Below are 19,146 nucleotides of genomic sequence, written 5' to 3'. Positions count from 1 at the left end.
GTGAGGGAGCCCCGTGGCCGCGTTACGCAGAGTGTTGAAGAACGGCGAGGGGTTGTCATCGGCCGAATGTGTGGGATCGCCGCCCGTCCCTGGCCGGAGAGCCGCCGTGGGACCGGGACGGGTCATGCAACGCGTTCCGACGGCGCGGCGAACGCGTCCGCGGGCGGTGGTGGTTCTAGCTTCGGTACATGGCTGACATGTTCGAGCACGCCCCGCAGGTATGGACCGCCGCGCGGCTGCGTGAAGCTCTCGCGGAGCTGCCCGACGAGACACCGATCCACATCGGAGTCGCGGACGGGCCGGGTGACTTCGACGGGTACGGCGAGTACGTCCTGGTGGACGCCGAGCCCGTCGAGATGGACGGCGAAGGCGAGGAGGGCACACCGCACGTACAGTTCACGCTGTTCGCGGACGCGCGGGCGGGCGCCTACCACCTCGACGTCGACTGATCCCGGGGAGGTGACGGGCGGGGCGGAGGGTCCCGTCCCCCGTCGCCTCGTCCCGACGCCGGTGGACGGCAGGTTCCTGCCACGGCTGTGGCAGGCTGGCCGGAGATCCGTCGTGCGGCTGCCACAGGTGTGGCAGGATCGGCGGAACAGGGCCCCCTGTGGCGGGCCTTCACACGCGGTGCCCCCGGGGGGAGCCGTCCGCGTCGACCCGGGAGAGCAGTCGGTGACAGAAGCCTTCCCCGTACCGCCCGCGGCCCTCCCCCAGCCCGCCGCCACCGTCGAACGGATCGTCCGCCTCGGAGCCCGGCTCGGCCGGAGCCGTGACGAAGTCCTCCGCGCGGAGACGCTCAGCCGTGCCTGCGGGGTCCCCGTCGAGGTGGTCCGGGCGCTCCTCCAGGGGCGGGCGGCCGGTGAGCCGGACATCCACGAGCGGTTCCGGCAGCGGCTCGACCTGCTGCACGAGACCCACCGCAAGGACGACGGGCGCAAGTTCTCACACGGGGAGATCGCACGGCAGAGCGGCATCTCCCGGCAGCAGGTCCAGGCACTGCTCTGCGGAGACCGCCGCCCCACGATGGACCACTGCTCCCGGCTGGAACGGTTCTTCAACCGGCCCGCCGGGTTCCTCCAGTCCGAGGACGCCGAGGCCCTGAGCTGCGCCCTGGCCGGCATCGAGAAGACCCTCCTGCGGGAGTGCCAGGAGCACAGCGAGCGCGACGCCCTCGCGGCGGCGTCGGCCGGGGCGGGAAGGCGGCCGAGCCTCTACGAGCGGCACGGCGTCGACGGCATCGCACTGCGCGCGGCCCTGCTGCCCGACCGCGGGCGCACCAAGCTGCTCGAGTGGCTCGACACCTACATGGAGGAGGAGGCGGCCGAGCGGAGGTCCGGCTCGGCCGGCGAGCAGTCCTGAGGAGTTCGGGAGTTCGGGAGTTCGAGAGTTCGGGGAGGGCCCCGTGGCCGGTCATCGCGGCGCGGGGGCTTGTCGAGCGGTCGGCCGTCGTGCGGACGGTACGGGCCGGTCGTGTGGAATCCGCGGGGGTACCGGTTCTGGGAACCGCCCCGTGCGGAAGAGGGCATTGGGGAGTCGCGTGTTCAAGCAGCGGGAATTACGGCAGTCCGTCAGCGCCATGGTGGGCGGGCTCGGTCATCTGAAGTCCCCGGTGGCGGCCGAGGTGATCTGCCTCGCGCTCTGCGACGCCATGAGCCGGCGCCGGGGCGGCCGGAAGATCGAGTTCCGCAGCACGTCCTTCCCGCCGGGCACCGTCAGCGGTCTCGCCCTCAACCTCGGGGACCGGGACCTGATCGTCGTCGAGGAGCGGACCGTCGCCGACCACCGGATCGTCATCACCGGGCACGAGCTGCGCCACCTGGAACTCGGGCACTGCCACGAGCACGTCGCCGAGGGCGCCGTGGCCGCGCGTCTGCTCCACCACGACGCCGACCTCCGGCAGGTGGTCGCGTCGGCGCTGGCGGTCGCCGGCCGGCAGGGCCCCGTGCTGCTGGAGGAGGACGGGACCGCCGCCCGCAGGCACCGGATGCAGGAGCAGGCGGCCGAGCGGTACGGGCTGGAGCTGGCGCACGCCGTACGCCATCTCCTGACGGTGCCCGAGGCTCCCGAGCTCGACCGGAACACCCGCTCCGGCCGGATAGAAGCGGCGCTCTGCAACCACGGGATCCGAGGCTGAGCGTGCCTGATCCGACCGTTCTCTTTCCCACGGTGCTCGGCGGCGTGGCCGCCCTGCTCAGGCTTCCCGGCCTGCTGAGGAACCCGCACGATCCGCTGCTCCGGGCGGTCATGGCCATGCTCGTGGCGGGCGTGGGGGTGTTCTTCTTCACCTCCGTCCCCGTGGTCGCCAAGGTCAACGAGGTCACGGGCGTTCCGAACGCCGCTGCCCCCTTCGACTACTTCTGGGCCATGGCCTGCGCGGCGTCGGGCATCGTGCTGATCATCAACTGGCGGGGCGGGTCCCCCGAGCGCATCCGGCGGGCCACCCGCTGGTGCATCGCGGCCTACGGGACGCTCTGCGGCGCGCTCGCCGTGCTGTTCTCGCTCGCGGAGGCGCCCGTCGAGCGGCTGCGGGACCTGGACACCTATTACGCCAACACCCCTTACATGCGCGAGATGATCGTCCTCTACCTGGTCGGCCACACCGCGGCCTCGACCGTCATGGCCACCCTGTGCTGGCGCTGGCTGCGCCATGTGGGAGGGGAGCTGAGGGCGGGCCTGGCCTTCATGGTGACGGGCTACGGACTCGCGATCTGCTTCGGCGTCCTCAAGTTCACCGCGCTGGGCGCGCGGTGGACCGGAACGGACTGGGACGTGCTCAGTACCGAGGTGGCACGGGCCTGCACCTCGGTGGCCGCCCCCCTCATCGCGATCGGCATGGTGCTGCCCATCGTCGTACGGAGCTTCCGTGGACGCTGGCGGGACTGGACCCACTACCGGCGGCTGGAACCGCTGTCGCAGCTGGTGGGAGGGCTGGCACCGACGACGGTCAGCGTGCCGCTGCTGGCGTCGGTGGGCGTACGGCGCCTCCAGCGGGAGTCGCTGATCCACGACGGACTGCTCACCCTCAACCCCTACTTCGACCTCGGCCTCCGGGCACGGGCACTGGCCGAAGCCGTCGCGGGTGGCGCCCCCAGCGCCCACGCGGAGGCCGGTGCGGACGCCGTCATGGTCCTCGCCGCGGTCGAGACGATGCGCGCCGACCCCGAGGGGCACGTCATCGCCTCTTCGCAGGCCCTCCAGGAACCGGCGGGCGAGAACCGCGACCTGATCCGCATCTCGCAGGCGCTCGTGCACACCTCGAAGCGGGCCGCCGGCAGGCCACGAGCCGCGGGGGCCACACGTTGAGCAGCGTCTACTACTACCTCCCCGCCGTCCTGCTCCTCCTCTCCTTCGCGCTCCGGGTGCCCGGGCTGGTCCGGCACTGGCGTGATCCGCTGGTCCGTTCCGTCGGCGTGGTGATCCCCCTCGGCGCGGTCGTCTTCTTCTTCGCCGCGCCGCCGACGGTGTCCGAGGTGAACGCGCTCACCGGCGTCGCCAACTTCTCGGCCCCGCTGGTCTACGCCGTCGTCACCGCCGGGAGCGCCGCCGTCATCAACCTGATGCTGACCTGGCAGGGCGGGCCCGAGGAACGGCGCCGGGCGGCCACCCTCTGGTGCGCCGGGGCCTACGGGGCGGTGATCGTCGCGCTGCTCGCCCTGTTCGCCCTCGGCGACGCCCCCGACGAACGCCTCCGGGACTTCGACACGTACTACTCCACCACGCCGTACCTCCGCGAGATGATCGTCCTCTACCTCGTCGCCCACGCGGTGGCGACGGCCGTCCTGTCGGTCCTGTGCAGGCGGTGGGCGCGGGAGGTGACCGGCCTCCTGCGCACCGGGCTCGTCCTCATCGGGTCCGGAGGGGTCCTGGGCCTCGGCTACACCGTGGGCAAGCTCCTCGCCGTCGGCGCGCGCTGGAGCGGCCACGACTGGGACGGGATCAGCACGACGGTGGCCCCGTCCATGGCCGCCCTCTCCTCGCTGCTCCAGTGCGTCGGTTTCGCCCTTCCCGCCATCGGCGGGAGCCTGCGCAGGCAGTGGGGCCGGTGGTCGCGGTACCACCGGCTGGGTCCCCTGTGGGAGACCGTGCGCGCGGTCGTCCCGTACGAGCTCGTGCGCATCCCCCCGTGGTCCTCGCTGAGCAGGCGCCACCTGCGGCGGACGTGCGACATCCGCGACGGGCTGCGGCTGCTCACGCCCTACCTCGAAACGGTCCCGGTGGCGGACGCCCCTGAAGCCGTTTCCGGCCGGGGGGCGTGGGGGCGGGAGGCCGGCGTGCACGCCGCGCTGGTCGTCGCGGCGTTCGACTCCCTGCACGGCGGTCCCGGGGCCGCCGGCGGCGGCAGTGTGCAGAGCCTGATCGACAGCGACGACGGACTCGTGCGCCTCTCGGACGCGGTACGGGTCCTGGCGCCCCGCCGGGGAGGCTCTGACGCGGGCCACGGCCGGGGTGGGCACGGCCCGTCGGCGGCCCCGCAGAAGGCCGTGTCATGAAGGGTGTGCGGAGCGTCATGAAGGGTGTGCGGAGCGCGGGCGGCCGGACGGTCGGCCGGCGCGCGGTCGTCATCGGCGGGGGGTCGGCGGGCATGTTGGCCGCCGCCGCGCTGTCGGGCGCGGTCGACGAGGTCCTCGTCGTCGAGAGCGACGAGCTGCCCGACGGGCCGCTCCCCCGCAAGGGGCTTCCCCAGGCACGGCACGCCCACATGATCTGGAGCGGCGGCGTCCGGGCCGCCGAGGCGGTCCTGCCCGGGATCACCGGCCACTGGCTGGCCGCCGGCGCGAACCGCATCCCGACCCCCACGGGGATGGTCGCGCTCACCTCGCAGGGCTGGCTGAGGCGCTGGGACCGTGAGACGCACTTCGTCCTGGGGTGCAGCCGCGACCTCCTGGACTCCGTCGTGCGTGACCACGTCCTGGGCCGGGAGGGGGTATCGGTCCTGCGCCACACCCGGGCCGAGGGCCTGACGGGAAGCGCGTCCCGCGTCACCGGGGTGCGGGTGCGCGGGCGGGACGGCCGCGAGGAGGTCCTGGAGGCCGACTTCGTCGTCGATGCGAGCGGGCGGGCCTCGCGGGCGCCCCGCCATCTGGAGGAGCTGGGGGTGCGCCGGGCGCCCGAGCGCTCCTTGGACCTCGGCCTGGTGTACGCGACACGGGTCTTCCGCGCTCCGGAGGGGGCGGAGGGGTTCCCCATCGTCAGCGTGCAGTCCGATCCGCGCAGCGGGCGCCCCGGGCAGAGCGCGAGCATCCTGCCCGTGGAGGGCGGGCGGTGGATCGTCACGGAGACGGGGACCAGGGCGGGTGCGCCGACGGGGGACGCCGAGGACTTCGCGGCGTTCCCGCTCGGGCTCCGTCATCCCGTGGTCGGGGAGATCATCTCCCGCCTCGAACCCCTCACTGGTGTGGCGCTGAGCCGGAGCACGCGCAATACACGGCGGTACTTCGAGCGGGTGCGGGGCTGGCCGGAACGGTTCGTCGTCCTGGGCGACGCCCTGGCGGCGTTCAACCCCCTGTACGGGCACGGCATTTCCGTCGCCGCGCAGACGGCCGCCGTGCTGCGCGCGGAGGTGGGGGCGGGCGGTGTGGACGCGCCCGGTCTCGCGCGGCGCGTCCAGCGGGCCATGGCGAAGCCGGTCGGCTCGGCGTGGGACCTGGCCATGGGGCAGGACGTGTTCTACCCGGAGGTCCAGGGCGGTGCTCCCGGCCTCCGGGACCGGGTCCTGGCCCGGTACGTGGACCGTCTGGTGAGGACGAGTTGCGGGAGGTTCAGCATGGTGCAGGACCTCACGGACGTCACCTCGTTGCAGGCTCCGCTGACCTCGCTGGTGAGCCCCCGGGTGCTGCTGGGAGCCGTACGGGGGCCGCGGTTCCCGCCGCTGGACGGGCCGCCCCTGACGGCGCGGGAGCTGGCGCTCGTCAGGGGCGGGGCACGGGGGTGACCGGGCCTCGGCGGCCCGGGAGGGTGTGAAAGGGTTCGCGTCGGCGCCGCGCCGCTCCGACGCGCCAGCTCCCCGGACCCTTTCGCGGACGGCAGTCCGAGGGGAGCAAGATGGGACCGGGCGGAGGCGCACCGCCTTGCGGGGCGTGATCTCAGTGGGGTGAGGAAGATGGGCTGGCGGCACACGGACGCGGAGACCCTCGTACGACGCGGCGCCGACGGGCAGTTCTACGTGGCGGCCCAGGACGTCACCGCGATCCTCCGCGACATGGCGCGGACCTTCGATCTGCACGCGGAGTCCGACGGGGCCGTCTGGACGGCGGAGGGCCGGGCGGCCCCCGTCCGGCTGGACGAGGAGACGATGCGGACGGTCGCGAGCATCCTGCGGGCGCAGGCCGACGAGATGGACGTCCAGCTCATCGAGATCGCCGCGACCAGCGCCCCTGCCGACCGGCCGGGCGGCACGCCTTCGGCTTCGGCCGGGCGCGCGGACCGGCCGAAGCCGCCCGCGAAGGGGCGGCGACCGGCAGGGCCCTGACGGGCGTCAGGGCCGGTCCAGGCCCCAGGTCTGGAGGGTGTACGGGCGGCCCTTCTCCTCGCCCGTGATCGGCGGTACGTCGAGCAGGCGGAAGCCGGCCTTGCCGGCCACGGCGACGCTGGCGGCGTTCTCGGCCTCCAGTTCCAGGATCACCCGCTCCGCGCCCCACTGCTCGAACGCGTACGCGGCCATCACGCGCACCGCGCGGGCGGCCAGGCCCTGGCCGCGGTGGGCCGGGCCCACCGCGTAGCCGATCTCCGTGCCCTCGGGGGCGCGGCGCAGCATGATCTCGCCGAGCGGGGTGCCGCCGTCGAGGGTGATGGCGAGGAGGACGGTCGTGCCCTCCCGGCGCAGTTCGCGGTCGCGGACCAGCCGGGCGCGGGCGGCCGCTTCGTCGAAGGGCGTGACGATCGGGGTCCAGTACGCGATGTCGGGGTGGTCGAACAGGCCGGGCATCGCGGCCAGGTCCGCCTCGGTCCAGTCGCGCAGGACGAGCCCCTCCCCCGACAGTTCGATCCGTTCGGGCAGGGACGACGTGGAGCTGCTCATGCGGGAGGACCTCTCTGGCCTGTTCAGGACAAGGCAAGATACCCGGGGGCGGGGCGGGCGCACGCATGGTTTTCCCGCGGGACGGCGGACAGCGGACGGCGGACAGCGCCGGTATGGTCACGGCCGGTCCTCCCACGGCCGCACCCGGCCGACGACGTACGGCCCGTCGCCCGCGGGAGCCCTCAGCGCGGCGAGTACGCCCGCGCTGATCTCCCCGTGGTCCAGCCAACGGGTGTGCGGTTCCCGGCCGGTGAACCCGAGGACGACGGCATGGTAACGGGCCCGGACCAGTGCCCCGGGCCGGCTGGGGGCGGGGGCCGTAGGGGCCGCGGCTCCGCTTCCGAGGACCTCGAGCACCGACGCGCCCTCCGCCAGGGTGTCGGCGACGGCGGCGTACGCGTGGGGCCGCCCGTGGGCGTGCACCCACAGAACGGCCTGCCGGAAGGGCCCGGTGCGTGCCGCGACCCGGCGCAGCGCCGCCGCGAACGGGAGGGGCCGGGTGTAGTCCGCGGCCACCGTCAGCAGCCGTCCGCCTCCGGTGCCGAGGTCCCCGAAGGCGCCTGGCCCGGCCGGTTTCCGGGCCACGACCACCACCGTCAGCCCCGCGCGGACCAGGCCGCCCACCGTCCCGGCGAGCATCCCCGTGCCGCCCACGACCAGCACCGGACCGGACCGGGACGCGTCGTCGGTATGCATCCGGGGATGCTCGCACGGCAGGGCGGCGGGCAGCACCCCCGACGTCGCGGGCGTGGGATCCGCAGCCGGCCGGAATACTGTCCACCTCTTCCGGCTCCGGCCAGTTTGCCCCGGTCCGCGTGGCGGGTCGCGACCGGACTTCGATTCCGCTTCGAGGGGTTCTCGCTCGGTGTGTGAAAACTTCGTTGCGCCAGGCTCCGCTGGGGACGAAAGGACTCTCCAAATGACCAAGTCAGGGCGCAAGTTCGGCATCGGCGCCACGGTGGCCGCACTCGTGGCAGTGATGATCACCGTCGTGGGCCCGCAGGGAGCGAGCGCGCAGGACCAGGCCCGCAAGGGCTGGGACCACTTCGGGTTCGGGGTGCCGTGGGAGGACTCCTACGGGTACTCGCAGGCCATCCGAGCCGGTGACACGGTCTACATCTCGGGGCAGCTGTCCCACGACGCGGCCGGCAACATCGTGGGCGTCGGCGACTTCGAGAAGCAGGTCCGCCAGTCGTTCGCCAACCTGGACAAGGTGCTCGCGCACTACAAGATCCCGCGCAGCCAGATCATCAGCATGAAGATCTACACCAAGGACCTGCGCAAGAACTTCGACACGGCCGCGCGCCTGCACAAGGAGTACAACGGCAACCACCGCACGACCGACACCATCCTCGGCGTCAGCGACCTGGCCTTCCCCGACCAGCTCGTGGAGATCGAGGCCGTCGCGCTGGTGAAGCCGCGTTCCTGACGACCGACCGAGCGGGCCGCGCGGTGACCACCGCGCGGCCGCTCAGTGCGTTGTCGCCCCTGCCGCCGTTCCGGGCGTCGGGCGCCGTGCGCCGTGCGCCGTGCGCCGTGCGCCGTGCGCCGGACGGCTACAGACCTGCCCGGGTGAGGAGTTCCTCGGCCTGGGCGCGGGTGCGTGGCGTTGGGGCCGGTGTGGGGGGGGCAGGCAGTCGCGGGTGGTTGGCCACGGCCTCGCGGACCTCGTGGTCCGGGTCGGTGGCCAGTTCCCGGGACGGCTCGGCGTGGCGGGCCGCCGCGGTGCGGGTGTGCGGATCCGCGAGGAGGCCGGGCAGGAGGTCCGCGGGCGGCGGGTACGCCCCGGCCGCGGCACGGCGGACGCCCGGATCGGGATCGGTGAGCAGGGCCCGGCGCGAGGGCTCCGGCACGTGCCGCGTCCGTGCGACGAACAGCGACCGCACGCTCGGTGCGGGGTCCGCCGCCAGTGCGGCCGCCGGCTCCGGAGGCAGGTTCTCGTTCATCGTGAGGAACTCGCGCACCACGGGCTCCGGATCGGCCGCCAGGCGGGCCAGGAGCCCGGGCGGTTCGTCCGTGACGCTCGCCGCGGTGGCGGCCCGGACCGAGGGGTCGGGATGCCCCGCCAGGCGGGCCCTGACCTCGGCGGGCAGCGAGCCGTTGGCGGCAAGGGTCCGTACCGGGCCCAGCCGGATGATCTCCTCGATCATGTCCGGGGTCAGGTCCTTGCGCAGGAGCGCCGCCGAGCGGCGGGCCTCCGGGTGCCGCAGCAGGCGGCGCAGGAGATCGGCGGGGAGGTCCTTCTGCACGGCGAGGGCGGTCAGTTCGGCGTCCGTGTCCATGGGGCGCAGGCTAGACCGGGCCGGTGGTCATCTTCCGCGCAGGGGGCGGACGGCGAGGGCGAAGAGGACGGCCGCCGTCAGCAGGGCCAGGGAGGCGGCGAAGGCGGGGGCGGATTCGCCGGGTGGCAGGAGGAGGGCCCACGGCTCCGTGCCGGCTCCGCGCGCGCGTCGGCCCGCCGCCGCGCACAGCATGGGGAAGGCCGCGGTGGCGAGGGCCGCGGGCCGGTGGCCGAGGAGCGGCTCCAGGATCAGGGCGAGGGCGAGGAACACCAGGGTGTTGCGGCCGACCGCCAGGGCGGTGCCGCCGGCGCCCAGGGCGTGGCCGAGGAGCGTGACGGCCAGGACGGCGGCCGCGAGGGCCGCCGCGAGGGCGGTGTCCCAGCGCCGGACGGGCCGGACGGCCGTGGCCTCCGTACGGGGTCCCGCGCGCCCGGTGCCGGACAGCCACAGGGCGGCCGGCACCACCGGGAGCAGTCCCGCCAGGAGGAACCGCCCCGTGGCGCCGGTGAACGAGGGCAGCGGGAGCACGGTGCCGCCGAAGGCCAGGCCGGCCAGGGTCGTCAGGAGGGTCCAGCCCCCGAGGGCCAGGACGCCCCGGGACTTGAGCCACCAGGTCATCCCGTGCCCCCGGGGACGGTGAGCAGCGCGGGCCGGTCGCAGGTGGTGAGGGCCTCGCGGTTGTACTCGAACCAGGCCAGCTGCCGTTCATGGGGCGCGCCCAGGACCTGCCGGACGAGGGCCGTGTCGTCCGGCGAGAGCTGTCCGGGCCGGGGCGGGGACTGCAGGGCGACCGCCGTCAGCCAGGCCGAGAGCGGGGCGGAGGCCCGGATGGCGGGGTACCGGCCCGTGAGCCGGGCACATTCGGGCAGGCCTTGGGGCGGCAGGAGCGCGGACGTCAGGCTGCTCGCGAGGTCCTCGGCGCCCCGCGGGTGGTTCCTCAGGCCGAGGCGGGCCTCGCCCGGTCCGAGGGTGCGGGTGTCGGTGAGGGTGGCGGGCATCGGTACTCCCGCCTTTTCGAGCCGGGCGGCGAAGGTGCGGGTCTGCGCCACCACCCGCCCGTCGGCCGCGACCTCGGGCCACAGGCAGACCCGGGGCCGTCCGGCCGTGTCGCAGACGAGCTCCGCGTCGGGGCGGGCAGTGACGGAGTAGTAGCCGAGGCCGTGGGCCGACGGCAGCGCGGCCGCGGCGCCGGCGGCGGCCAGCAGGAGGGCGAGCGCGCCGTTGCGGGGCGTCGGCCGGTGGACGAGCAGCAGCGCCGCGGCGCACAGCCCGCCCGCGAAGATCAGCGGCGCCCAGACGGCCCGGGGGTCGATCACGGAACCGGTCGAGCAGCACATGGAGAACTCGCCGGCGACCAGCTGCCTCGGCCAGGCTCTGTCCATCGCCGCCGGGAAGGCCGCCAGGCAGAAGCCCGCCGTCAGCGTGACGGGTGCGGCGACGATGCCGGGCAGGAGCCGGCCGGCGAGGTACCCGGTCAGGGTGGCAGCGGCCGCGAGGAGTCCCTCGGCGCCCAACATCCCGAGGTGCGAGGGGGCGGGGGCGGCCCCGGAGGCGACCGCCGAGATCACCAGGGCCGCCAGGAGCCCTGACACGCCCATCAGCCACACCGGCACCAGGACCGGGAGCACGATGCCCAGCCGGCCGCGCACCGGTGCCTGGTCGAAGACCCCTGCGCGCCGCAGCCGCGCCCCCTCCCAGGCCGCGCTTCCCGCACAGGCCGCGATGACGAAGGGCAGGGCGTAGGCGGCCTGGCCGAAGACGGCGGGCCCGTACCCCTTCAGGACGTTGATCCTGAGGTTCGCGTGGACCGCGAGGAGGTTGAAGCAGAGCAGAACCGGCAGCAGCACGGTGGCGGAGGAGGAGCGCAGGAGCGTCCACGGCTTCACGGCTCAGACCTCCTGTCCGACGAGCCGCCCGTAGGCGGCCTCCGCCCGCTCCCGCCCGCCGGCGGCGCCGGCCGGGGCGAGGGTGAGGAAGTCGGCCGGGCCGCCCTGGAACCGTACGGCGCCGCGGTCGAGCACCACGACCTGCTGGTACAGCTCGGAGAGGTCCTCGGTCTGGTGCGTGGACACCAGCACCTGGACCGGTCCCGACAGTTCCGCCACCAGGTCGCGGAAGACCTGCCGTTGCGTCGGGTCCAGCCCGGCGGTGGGCTCGTCCATCAGGATCAGCTCGCTGTCGTGGGTGAGGGCCCCGGCGATGCCCATGCGGCGCAGCTGGCCGCCGCTGACCTGGTGGCTCTTGCGGCCGGCGAGGGGTGTCAGGCCGACGCGCGCGAGCGCTTCGGCGGAAGCCTCCCAGGCCGCGGCGCGGGGCATGCCCTTGAGCCAGCCCGCGTACGCGACCTGCTCGCGGACGGTGAGTCCGGGCACGGGCGTGATGTGCTGCGGGATCCAGGCGACCCGTCTGCGGTACCCGGCCAGCCCGCGCCGCCGGTCGGGGCGGCTGCGGCCGAAGGCCACCGTGCCGGCGGCCGGGCGCAGCCGGGAGGCGGCCAGTCCCATCAGGGTCGACTTGCCGGCTCCGTTGGGGCCGAGCAGCACGGTGGCCGGGGCGTCGACCGTCAGGTCGAACGCGTCGAGCACCGGGGCCTGCCGGCCGTAGCGGAACCTCACACCATCGAAGACGAGAGCCATGGAGCGACGCGCAATCCGCCGTCCTCCGGGGGAACGGCTTGTTCTCGGGGGCAGCGTGGCGGAGGGGACGAGGCCCCGCCGAAGACTCGAACGCTAGTGCCGGAAGGGGCCATTCCCAGCAAACCGCCCCCAACCTGGCCTGAACGCGCCGCTGGCCGGAACCATGGTCCTGGCAGGGCCAGGCTGCGTACCGGGGGCGCGGGTCACAATCGGGGGCATGACCGTGAACCCGTCGGCGGGCGCCGCCGCGACCAGCCTGGGCGACTTCCTGCGCACCCGCCGCTCCCGTCTGACGCCCGAGGACGTCGCGCTGCACGACTACGGGGGCCGGCGCCGGGTCGCCGGGCTGCGGCGGGAGGAGATCGCGCGGCTCGCCGGGGTGAGCGTGGAGTACTACACGCGGATGGAACAGGGCCGGGTGCCCAACCCCTCGGCGGGGATCCTCGACGCACTCGCCCGGGCGCTGCAGCTGAGCGGGGACGGGACCCGGCACCTGCACCAGCTCGCCCGGCCGGCCCGCCGGGAAGCCGGTGGGGCGGCCGGGCGGGAGGGTGAGGAGACCCAGCGGGTGCGGCCGATCCTGCGGCTACTGCTCGGCGAACTGCGCGACGTGCCGGCGATGGTGATGGGCCGCCGGATGGACGTCCTGGCCCTGAACGCGGCCGGGCGCGCCCTGCTCGGCGACTTCGGCGCCCCGGACGGGCCGGGCGGCGGGCCGGGTGGGGGGCCGGGTGGGGGGCCGGGTGGGGGGCCGGGTGGGGGGAACATCGCGCGGACCACCTTCCTCGACCCGGCGGCGCGCGAGCTCTACGCGGACTGGACCGGCTGCGCCCGCGAGAACGTGGCCTACCTGCACCTGGAGGCCGGGCGCCGGCCTCAGGACCCGGAACTGGCGCGGCTGATCGGTGAGTTGTCGATGCGCAGTGCGGAGTTCCGCCGCTGGTGGGCGGAGCACCCCGTGCAGGACAAGACCTCGGGCCGCAAGCGCTTCCGCCACCCGGTCGTCGGTGAGCTGGAGCTGTCGTACGAGACCCTCCGCGCGGCCGACGACCCCGACCAGGCCCTCATCACCTACACCGCCGAACCCGGCACCCCCGACCACGACGCCCTGCGCATGCTGCTCGCCTGGTCGGCGTCGTCGGGCTGACCGCCGGAGCGCGGTCAGCCGGCCGTGGGCGGGCCGAGGTAGGTGCCGCCGGAGACGTCGATGGTCTGGCCGGTCACCCAGCGTCCCCGCGGGCCGGCCAGGAACCCGACGGCGTCCGCGATGTCCTCCGGCTCGCCGACCCGGCCGAGGGCGGTCATCGCCTCCAGCCCGGCGACCGCTTCGGGGACGTCCAGGTAGGCGGCGATCATGTCGGTCCGCACCACGCCGGCGGCGACCGTGTTCACCGTGATGCCGCGCGGGCCCAACTCATGGGCGAGGGAGGGGGCGAGGGCGGCCAGGGCGGCCTTGGTGACGGTGTAGCCGATCTGGACGGGGCTGGCGATACGGGTGGCGGCGGAGCCCATGTTGACGATCCGGCCGCCGTCCCTCAGCAGCGGGAGGGCGCGCTGGACCACGAAGAGGGGGGTGCTCACGTTGACCGCGAGGAGCTGGTCGAACTCCTCCTCGGTCAGCCGGCCGATCGGACTGACGGAGTGGATGCCGGCGTTGTTGACCAGGATGTCCAGGCCGTCCGCGCCGTGTTCCGCGAGCCCCGTGGCGAGCCCTTCGAACAGCCGGTCCAGCGCGCCGCTCTCGCCGAAGCGGGCCCGCACGGCGAAGGCCCGGCCGCCGGCGCCGGATATCCGCGCCACCGTCTCGGCGGCGGCCGCCTCGTTGCCGCCGTAGTGGACCGCGACCAGCGCTCCGTCGGCGGCGAGGCGCAGCGCGACCGCGCGCCCGATCCCGCGCGAGCCGCCGGTCACCAGTGCGGTACGGCCGTCCAGTTCGCCCATCGTCGCCTCGTTCCTGTGTGGGGCCACGGTCTCGGCCGCGGCCGGGAGCGTTCAGGGTAGGCGTGCGGGGCCCTGCCCGGGGTCGCGGGGCAGGGCGGTTTTCCGTCAGGCGCGGACCCAGAGGACGATGACGTCCTGGCGGTCGGAGCTGAGGGGCTCGCAGAGGAAGATCGGGCCCCAGACCTGGTAGCCGGCCTTGCCGGTGGCCTGGCAGTCGGCGTACGACGTGTGGTGGCTGCGGGCGTACCACCCGGGGCCGGGGGCGGCTTCGGCGGTGCCGGCCATGCCGAGCGCCAGGGCTCCGGCGGTGGCGGCGGTGGCGAGGGCGGCTGCTGCGCGGCGGTACATGGCATGTCCTCCTGGGAATGCCGGGAAGTCGGAGTCCCGGCGGAACGGCGGTGCGGCGGAACGGCGGTGCGGTGCGATGCGATGCGGTACGTGCGGCTGCGCAGCCGAAAGCGAACGTACCGGTGGCGAGAAGGGCACACAATAGGTCTAGGCCAATACGGCCGAGCGTCCCACATACCGGTCAGCGGACGCGCGGCACGGGCGTCAAGAAATTCTTGACAAGTGCGGCGCGTCAAGGTTTCCTTGACGCATGTCGATCTTGAAGTCGAAGGCGTCGCGGTCCACTTCCGCCGACGCGTCCCTGGCCGCCGTACTGCCCCTCGCCGCCATCCTCCCGGCCCTCGCCGTGCTGTTCGGCGACCGGATCGGGGGGCTCGCCTCCGGCGCCCTCGTGGTGCTGGGGCTGGTGCTCGTCGCCCGGGCCGGCGCCCTGGTCGCCGCCGGGGCGGCGGAGCGTGAGGACCGTGACGAGGCCGTGCTCGACGGGCTCGAGCCGCTGCACGGGCTGCACCGGTGAGCGCCGCGCCGACGGGTGACGGGCCGCTGCTGGAGCCGGCCGAAATGGACCGGATCCGGGAAGGGATCGCCTCGGCCGTGCTCGGGGCGCCCGAGGGACTCGCCGAGTCGCTCGAGCACGATCCGCACGGGTACCTGCGCCTGCTGGACGCCTCGCGCGTCGGTGCCGAGGAGGCGAGCCGGCTGCTGCGCGAGGCGGTCCAGGGTGCCAGGGCCGCGGGCCACAGCTGGGACACCGTGGGCCGGGTGCTGGGGGTGAGCCGTCAGGCCGCCCAGCAGCGGTTCGCCAGCAAGGCCGCGGCCGCACCGGCCGCCGCGGGGCCGGGCGCGCCGAAGCGGCGCACGCTCGGCGGGCTGACCGCGTTCAACGAGATGGCCGCCCTGGAGGAGGCCGGACGGGACGGCTGGCACATGGTCGGCTACGGGCCCTTCTTCCACGAGGTCGAGGCGTCGGGCCACCCCTGGGAGCACTGCCGCGTCACCCTCCCCTCCACTGCGCGGCACCGGCGGATGGAGTCGGAAGGGTGGGTCCCGGTGGGTGCGGGGTGGTTCCCGTGGCGGTACTACAAGCGGCCCGTGCGCCCGGTCGGCTGACGGACCGGGCGGGCGGACCTGACCGGCGGACCTGACCGGCGGACCTGACCGGCGGAAATTCCGTGCCCGGTGCTCGGCGGGCGGAGCAGAATCAGGCCATGGCGGACATCGGGGAGTTCAGGGAAGCGGTGGCCAGGGCGGTGGCCGGCGGGGACGGGAGCGGCCTCGCGGAGGCGGCCTCGGGGGTGCGGGGCGTGGTGCTGGTGGAGGGGCCCAGCGACCTCGCCGCGCTGGAGGCCCTGACCGGGCGGCTCGGCCGGGACCTGGGGGCCGAAGGGGTCTGCGTGCTGTCCATGGGCGGGGCGATGAACGTCGGACGGCACGCCGGGCTGCTGGGGCCGCCGGGGCTGGGGCTGCGCCTCACCGGGCTGTGCGACGAGCGGGAACGGCCCTTCTACGACCGCGCGCTGGAGCGCGCCGGGGCGCCCGGCCGGGAGGTCTTCGTCTGTGTGAAGGACCTCGAGGAGGAGCTGATCCGGGCGCTGGGGGTGGCGCGGGTCGAGGAGATCGTCGAGGCCGAGGGCGAGCTCACGCCCTGGCGGACCTTCACGCGCCAGCCCGCACAGCGGGGGCGGAGCCCGCAGGACCGGATGCGGCGGTTCCTCGGCACGAAGAAGGGGCGCAAGATCCGTTACGGACAGCTCCTGGCCGGGGCCCTCGATCCCGCGCAGCTGCCCGGCCCCCTGGACGCGCTGCTCGGGCGGCTGTAGCCGGCCGCGGCCGGCCGCGACCGCCCGGGCGGGACCGGGCGGGGTCAGCGGTCGTCGTGGAGTTCCTGGTGCATCTGGGGCTGGTCGTCCTGGCGCCGAGGAGATCGCCGCTGACAGGGCCGCCGGCCCGCGAGAGGGGCCCGTCGTCGGCGCTAGTCCACCCGCAGGGCCGCCAGGCGTTCGGCGAAGGGGGTGAGGGTGGCGGCGGCCGTGGGCGGGAGGGAGGTGATCGCGCCGGTCGGGGAGCGGGGCGCGGCCACCGCGGCGGTGGTGTCCACGTCCGGGGCGGAGGCGGCCGCCGGGTGGGCGGCGGCGGGCAGGGAGCGGGCCAGTTCGGTACCCGCGCGGGTGATGCGGCCGGCCAGGCCGTCCTCGCCCCAGTCCTCGGAGGCGGCGTAGACGGCGGTGGGCAGGACGAGGGCGCGCAGGTAGGAGAACAGGGGGCGCAGGGCGTGTTCGGTGACCAGGGAGTGGCGGGCGGTGCCGCCGGTCGCGCCGAGGAGCACGGGGGTGCCGGTGAGGGCGTCCTTGTCGAGGAGGTCGAAGAAGGACTTGAACAGGCCGCTGTAGGAGCCGGCGAAGACCGGGGTGACGGCGATCAGGGCGTCCGCGGCCGCCACCGCGTCGAGGGCGGCGGCCAGGCGGGCGGGCGGGAATCCGGCGGTGAGGTGCTGGGCGATCTCGGTGGCGAGGTCGCGCACTTCGACGACCTGGACCTCGAGGTCCGGGCGGCCGGGGCCGGCGGCCGCGAGGGTCGCGGCCGTGAGGCGGTCGGCGAGCAGGCGGGTCGACGAGGGGGAGCTCAGGCCGGCGGAGACGACGACGAGCTTCATGCGCGGGTCTCCTCCTTCGGGGTGGCCGCGGCGGCCGCGACGCGGGCCGCGTGGGTGGGGGCGTCCGGGACGCCGGCGGGGCGGAGGTTCGCGAACTCCTTGCGCAGGACCGGGACGACCTCCTCGCCGAGGAGGTCGAGCTGCTCCAGGACGGTCTTCAGGGGCAGCCCGGCGTGGTCGACCAGGAACAGCTGGCGCTGGTAGTCGCCGGCGTAGTCGCGGAAGGCCAGGGTGCGTTCGATCACCTGCTGCAACGAGCCGACGGTGAGGGGGGTCTGGGAGGTGAACTCCTCCAGGGAGGGGCCGTGGCCGTACACGGGGGCGTTGTCGAAGTACGGGCGGAACTCGCGGACGGCGTCCTGGGAGTTCCTGCGCATGAAGACCTGGCCGCCGAGGCCGACGACGGCCTGCTCGGGGGTGCCGTGGCCGTAGTGGGCGTAGCGCTCGCGGTACAGCTCGACCATCTGCCGGGTGTGGGAGGCGGGCCAGAAGATGTTGTTGTGGAAGAAGCCGTCGCCGTAGTAGGCGGCCTGTTCGGCGATCTCGGGCGAGCGGATGGAGCCGTGCCAGACGAAGGGGGCGACGCCGTCGAGGGGGCGGGGGGTGGCGGTGAAGGACTGCAGGGGCGTGCGGAACTTGCCCTTCCAGGTGACGGTGTCCTCGTCCCACAGGCGGCGCAGGAGGGCGTAGTTCTCGATGGCGAGGTCGATGCCGTCGCGGATGTCCTTGCCGAACCAGGGGTAGACCGGGCCGGTGTTGCCGCGGCCCAGCATCAGGTCGACGCGGCCGTCGGCGACGTGCTGGAGCATCGCGAAGTCCTCGGCGATCTTCACCGGGTCGTTGGTGGTGATCAGCGTCGTGGAAGTGGAGAGGATCAGGTTCTCGGTGCGCGCGGCGATGTAGCCGAGCAGGGTGGTCGGCGAGGAGGGGACGAACGGCGGGTTGTGGTGCTCGCCGGTGGCGAAGACGTCGAGACCGACCTCCTCGGCCTTCTGCGCGATGGCGAGCATGGCCTTGATGCGCTCGTGTTCGCCGGGTGCGCGTCCGGTCGTGGGGTCGGTGGTGATGTCGCCGACGGTGAAGATCCCGAACTGCATGGCTCCCCTTCCAGGGTTGTTGAGAATTCAACTATACCCGGGAACCGAGGGTGTCGCCGGGGTATTCCCGGGGACGGCGGTAGGGTGCGGGGCGTGTCCGGGACTGAGCGTGATCTCGTCGGTTACGGGGCCCTGCCGCCGCACGCGGGGTGGCCCGGTGGGGCGCGGGTGGCCGTGAGCCTCGTGCTGAACTACGAGGAGGGCGCCGAGCGCAGCGTCCTCGACGGGGACGCGGGCTCCGAGGGGTACCTGCACGAGATCGTGGGCGCGCCGCCGGTGGAGGGCGGGCGGGACCTGAACGCCGAGTCGATGTTCGCCTACGGGGCCCGGGCCGGGTTCTGGCGGGTGCACCGGACCGTCTCCGCGCACGCCGCGCCGCTCACCGTGTTCGCCGTCGGTCAGGCCCTGGAGCGCAATCCCGGCGCGGCGCGGGCGATGGGGGCCGCGGGGTGGGAGGTGGCCGGTCACGGATGGCGGTGGACCGACTACCGCGAGGTGCCGGAGGAGGTCGAGCGGGCCGACATCGCGCGGACGGCCGCGACCATCGAGAGGCTCGTGGGGCGCCGGCCCGTGGGCTGGTACACCGGGCGGACCAGCGCCCGGACGCGGCGGCTCGTGGCGGAGGAGGGCGGGTTCCTGTACGACTCCGACGACTACTCCGACGACCTGCCGTTCTACGTCGCGGAGGGCGGGCGGCAGCACCTCGTGGTGCCGTACGGCCTCGACGCCAACGACTTCAAGTTCCTGATCGTGCACGGGTTCACCACCGCGGACGACATGCTCGCGTACCTGGTCGACACCTACGACACGCTGCACGCGGAGGGGGCCGACCGGCCGCGGATGATGAGCGTCGGCCTGCACGGCCGGATCATCGGGCGGCCCGGGCGGATCCGGGCCCTCGACGGCTTCCTGCGGCACGTCGCGCAGTTGGGCGGGGGGTGGGTCGCCACACGCGAGCAGATCGCGCGGCACTGGCTCGCCGCGCATCCCCCGGCCTGAGCCCCGGGCGCGGCGCGCCGGTGCCGGTGCCGGTGCCCTGGTGACGGGGCGCCGGCAGCGGGGTCACCGGGGAGGGCCGGCCCTCAGCGGGCGGCCGCCGGGGCCGGGGCGGCGGGGGCCGGGGCTGCGGAGGCCGGGGCCGGCACGGGGACTGCCGGGGCCGGGACTACGG

The 19,146-nt window shown here is 74.5% G+C and carries 23 protein-coding genes; 13 read left to right on the top strand and 10 right to left on the bottom strand.

All coding sequences use genetic code 11. The annotated features are described in order from the left end of the window. Nucleotides 1-188: 188 nt before the first annotated feature. The 7 genes from ACFVXK_RS11315 to ACFVXK_RS11285 all read left to right on the top strand — a co-directional run bounded on the left by ACFVXK_RS11315 (nt 189) and on the right by ACFVXK_RS11285 (nt 6,469). The gene (locus ACFVXK_RS11315; RefSeq protein WP_389611258.1) at nt 189-449 is read left to right on the top strand and encodes a DUF6225 family protein; all 261 of its coding nucleotides are present in this window, start codon (nt 189-191) and stop codon (nt 447-449) included. Between the two features lie 223 nt (nt 450-672). After that, the gene (locus tag ACFVXK_RS11310) at nt 673-1,359 is read left to right on the top strand and encodes a helix-turn-helix domain-containing protein (RefSeq protein WP_389611257.1); all 687 of its coding nucleotides are present in this window, start codon (nt 673-675) and stop codon (nt 1,357-1,359) included. 178 nt (nt 1,360-1,537) lie between these two features. Then, nucleotides 1,538-2,134, top strand: a complete 597-nt coding sequence (locus ACFVXK_RS11305) for a toxin-antitoxin system, toxin component (RefSeq protein ID WP_389611256.1) — start codon at nt 1,538-1,540, stop codon at nt 2,132-2,134. Nucleotides 2,135-2,136: 2 nt separating this feature from the next. Further along, nucleotides 2,137-3,303 (top strand): MAB_1171c family putative transporter, encoded by a 1,167-nt coding sequence (locus tag ACFVXK_RS11300; RefSeq protein WP_389611255.1) that lies wholly within the window; start codon nt 2,137-2,139, stop codon nt 3,301-3,303. Next, on the top strand, nt 3,300-4,490 hold the full coding sequence (locus tag ACFVXK_RS11295) for an MAB_1171c family putative transporter (protein ID WP_389611254.1): 1,191 nt from the start codon (nt 3,300-3,302) through the stop codon (nt 4,488-4,490). The genes ACFVXK_RS11300 and ACFVXK_RS11295 overlap by 4 nt, the downstream gene beginning before the upstream one ends. A 17-nt stretch (nt 4,491-4,507) precedes the next feature. Next, nucleotides 4,508-5,932 (top strand): NAD(P)/FAD-dependent oxidoreductase, encoded by a 1,425-nt coding sequence (locus tag ACFVXK_RS11290; protein ID WP_389611253.1) that lies wholly within the window; start codon nt 4,508-4,510, stop codon nt 5,930-5,932. 168 nt (nt 5,933-6,100) lie between these two features. Continuing rightward, nucleotides 6,101-6,469 (top strand): hypothetical protein, encoded by a 369-nt coding sequence (locus tag ACFVXK_RS11285; protein ID WP_389611251.1) that lies wholly within the window; start codon nt 6,101-6,103, stop codon nt 6,467-6,469. A gap of 6 nt (nt 6,470-6,475) precedes the next feature. Here ACFVXK_RS11285 and ACFVXK_RS11280 read toward each other — a convergent pair whose 3' ends face one another. Next, nucleotides 6,476-7,018: a GNAT family N-acetyltransferase gene (locus tag ACFVXK_RS11280; RefSeq protein WP_389611250.1), complete on the bottom strand. Its 543-nt coding sequence runs from the start codon at nt 7,016-7,018 to the stop codon at nt 6,476-6,478. A gap of 117 nt (nt 7,019-7,135) precedes the next feature. After that, the gene (locus tag ACFVXK_RS11275; RefSeq protein ID WP_389611249.1) at nt 7,136-7,714 is read right to left on the bottom strand and encodes a hypothetical protein; all 579 of its coding nucleotides are present in this window, start codon (nt 7,712-7,714) and stop codon (nt 7,136-7,138) included. Between the two features lie 223 nt (nt 7,715-7,937). Here ACFVXK_RS11275 and ACFVXK_RS11270 point away from each other — a divergent pair, with 223 nt between their 5' ends. Beyond that, nucleotides 7,938-8,447 (top strand): RidA family protein, encoded by a 510-nt coding sequence (locus ACFVXK_RS11270; protein WP_358893418.1) that lies wholly within the window; start codon nt 7,938-7,940, stop codon nt 8,445-8,447. A 127-nt stretch (nt 8,448-8,574) separates the two neighbouring features. Here the strand turns inward: ACFVXK_RS11270 and ACFVXK_RS11265 are convergent, their stop codons facing one another. The 4 genes from ACFVXK_RS11265 to ACFVXK_RS11250 are packed head-to-tail and all read right to left on the bottom strand — an operon-like array spanning nt 8,575 to nt 11,936. Then, nucleotides 8,575-9,300, bottom strand: a complete 726-nt coding sequence (locus ACFVXK_RS11265; protein ID WP_389611248.1) for a hypothetical protein — start codon at nt 9,298-9,300, stop codon at nt 8,575-8,577. 27 nt (nt 9,301-9,327) lie between these two features. Beyond that, nucleotides 9,328-9,918: a hypothetical protein gene (locus ACFVXK_RS11260; RefSeq protein ID WP_389611247.1), complete on the bottom strand. Its 591-nt coding sequence runs from the start codon at nt 9,916-9,918 to the stop codon at nt 9,328-9,330. Then, on the bottom strand, nt 9,915-11,186 hold the full coding sequence (locus tag ACFVXK_RS11255; RefSeq protein WP_389611246.1) for a hypothetical protein: 1,272 nt from the start codon (nt 11,184-11,186) through the stop codon (nt 9,915-9,917). The genes ACFVXK_RS11260 and ACFVXK_RS11255 overlap by 4 nt, the downstream gene beginning before the upstream one ends. A 3-nt stretch (nt 11,187-11,189) precedes the next feature. Next, nucleotides 11,190-11,936: an ATP-binding cassette domain-containing protein gene (locus tag ACFVXK_RS11250; RefSeq protein WP_389611245.1), complete on the bottom strand. Its 747-nt coding sequence runs from the start codon at nt 11,934-11,936 to the stop codon at nt 11,190-11,192. Nucleotides 11,937-12,153: 217 nt separating this feature from the next. On the opposite strand from ACFVXK_RS11250, the gene ACFVXK_RS11245 reads away from it, so the two are divergent. Continuing rightward, complete coding sequence (locus ACFVXK_RS11245; protein ID WP_389611243.1) at nt 12,154-13,083, top strand: helix-turn-helix transcriptional regulator; 930 nt, start codon at nt 12,154-12,156, stop codon at nt 13,081-13,083. Nucleotides 13,084-13,097: 14 nt separating this feature from the next. Here ACFVXK_RS11245 and ACFVXK_RS11240 read toward each other — a convergent pair whose 3' ends face one another. Both ACFVXK_RS11240 and ACFVXK_RS11235 read right to left on the bottom strand, forming a co-directional pair. Further along, nucleotides 13,098-13,877 carry an SDR family oxidoreductase gene (locus ACFVXK_RS11240; RefSeq protein ID WP_389611242.1) on the bottom strand — a complete coding sequence of 260 codons (780 nt, stop codon included), beginning with the start codon at nt 13,875-13,877 and terminating at the stop codon, nt 13,098-13,100. 105 nt (nt 13,878-13,982) lie between these two features. Continuing rightward, the gene (locus tag ACFVXK_RS11235) at nt 13,983-14,225 is read right to left on the bottom strand and encodes a hypothetical protein (RefSeq protein WP_389611241.1); all 243 of its coding nucleotides are present in this window, start codon (nt 14,223-14,225) and stop codon (nt 13,983-13,985) included. Between the two features lie 250 nt (nt 14,226-14,475). Between ACFVXK_RS11235 and ACFVXK_RS11230 the strand changes: the two genes are divergently transcribed. From ACFVXK_RS11230 to ACFVXK_RS11220, 3 genes are all read left to right on the top strand, one after another. After that, nucleotides 14,476-14,742, top strand: a complete 267-nt coding sequence (locus ACFVXK_RS11230) for a hypothetical protein (protein ID WP_389611240.1) — start codon at nt 14,476-14,478, stop codon at nt 14,740-14,742. Then, on the top strand, nt 14,739-15,335 hold the full coding sequence (locus ACFVXK_RS11225) for a hypothetical protein (protein ID WP_389611239.1): 597 nt from the start codon (nt 14,739-14,741) through the stop codon (nt 15,333-15,335). Before ACFVXK_RS11230 ends, ACFVXK_RS11225 begins: the two co-directional genes overlap by 4 nt. A gap of 98 nt (nt 15,336-15,433) precedes the next feature. Next, complete coding sequence (locus ACFVXK_RS11220; protein WP_389611238.1) at nt 15,434-16,045, top strand: TOPRIM nucleotidyl transferase/hydrolase domain-containing protein; 612 nt, start codon at nt 15,434-15,436, stop codon at nt 16,043-16,045. A 152-nt stretch (nt 16,046-16,197) separates the two neighbouring features. On the opposite strand, the gene ACFVXK_RS11215 is transcribed toward ACFVXK_RS11220, so the two are convergent. Next, nucleotides 16,198-16,878: a CE1759 family FMN reductase gene (locus tag ACFVXK_RS11215; RefSeq protein WP_389611237.1), complete on the bottom strand. Its 681-nt coding sequence runs from the start codon at nt 16,876-16,878 to the stop codon at nt 16,198-16,200. Then, a complete protein-coding gene (locus tag ACFVXK_RS11210; RefSeq protein WP_389611236.1) occupies nt 16,875-17,975 on the bottom strand; it encodes an LLM class flavin-dependent oxidoreductase in 1,101 nt (366 codons plus the stop codon). The genes ACFVXK_RS11215 and ACFVXK_RS11210 overlap by 4 nt, the downstream gene beginning before the upstream one ends. Nucleotides 17,976-18,068: 93 nt before the next feature. On the opposite strand from ACFVXK_RS11210, the gene puuE reads away from it, so the two are divergent. Beyond that, the gene (puuE, locus tag ACFVXK_RS11205) at nt 18,069-18,974 is read left to right on the top strand and encodes an allantoinase PuuE (RefSeq protein ID WP_389611235.1); all 906 of its coding nucleotides are present in this window, start codon (nt 18,069-18,071) and stop codon (nt 18,972-18,974) included. Nucleotides 18,975-19,146: the final 172 nt, after the last annotated feature.

The sequence above is a fragment of the Streptomyces sp. NPDC058157 genome (assembly GCF_042884105.1).
GTDB lineage: Bacteria > Actinomycetota > Actinomycetes > Streptomycetales > Streptomycetaceae > Streptomyces.
This window is presented reverse-complemented; position numbering and strand designations above follow the sequence as displayed.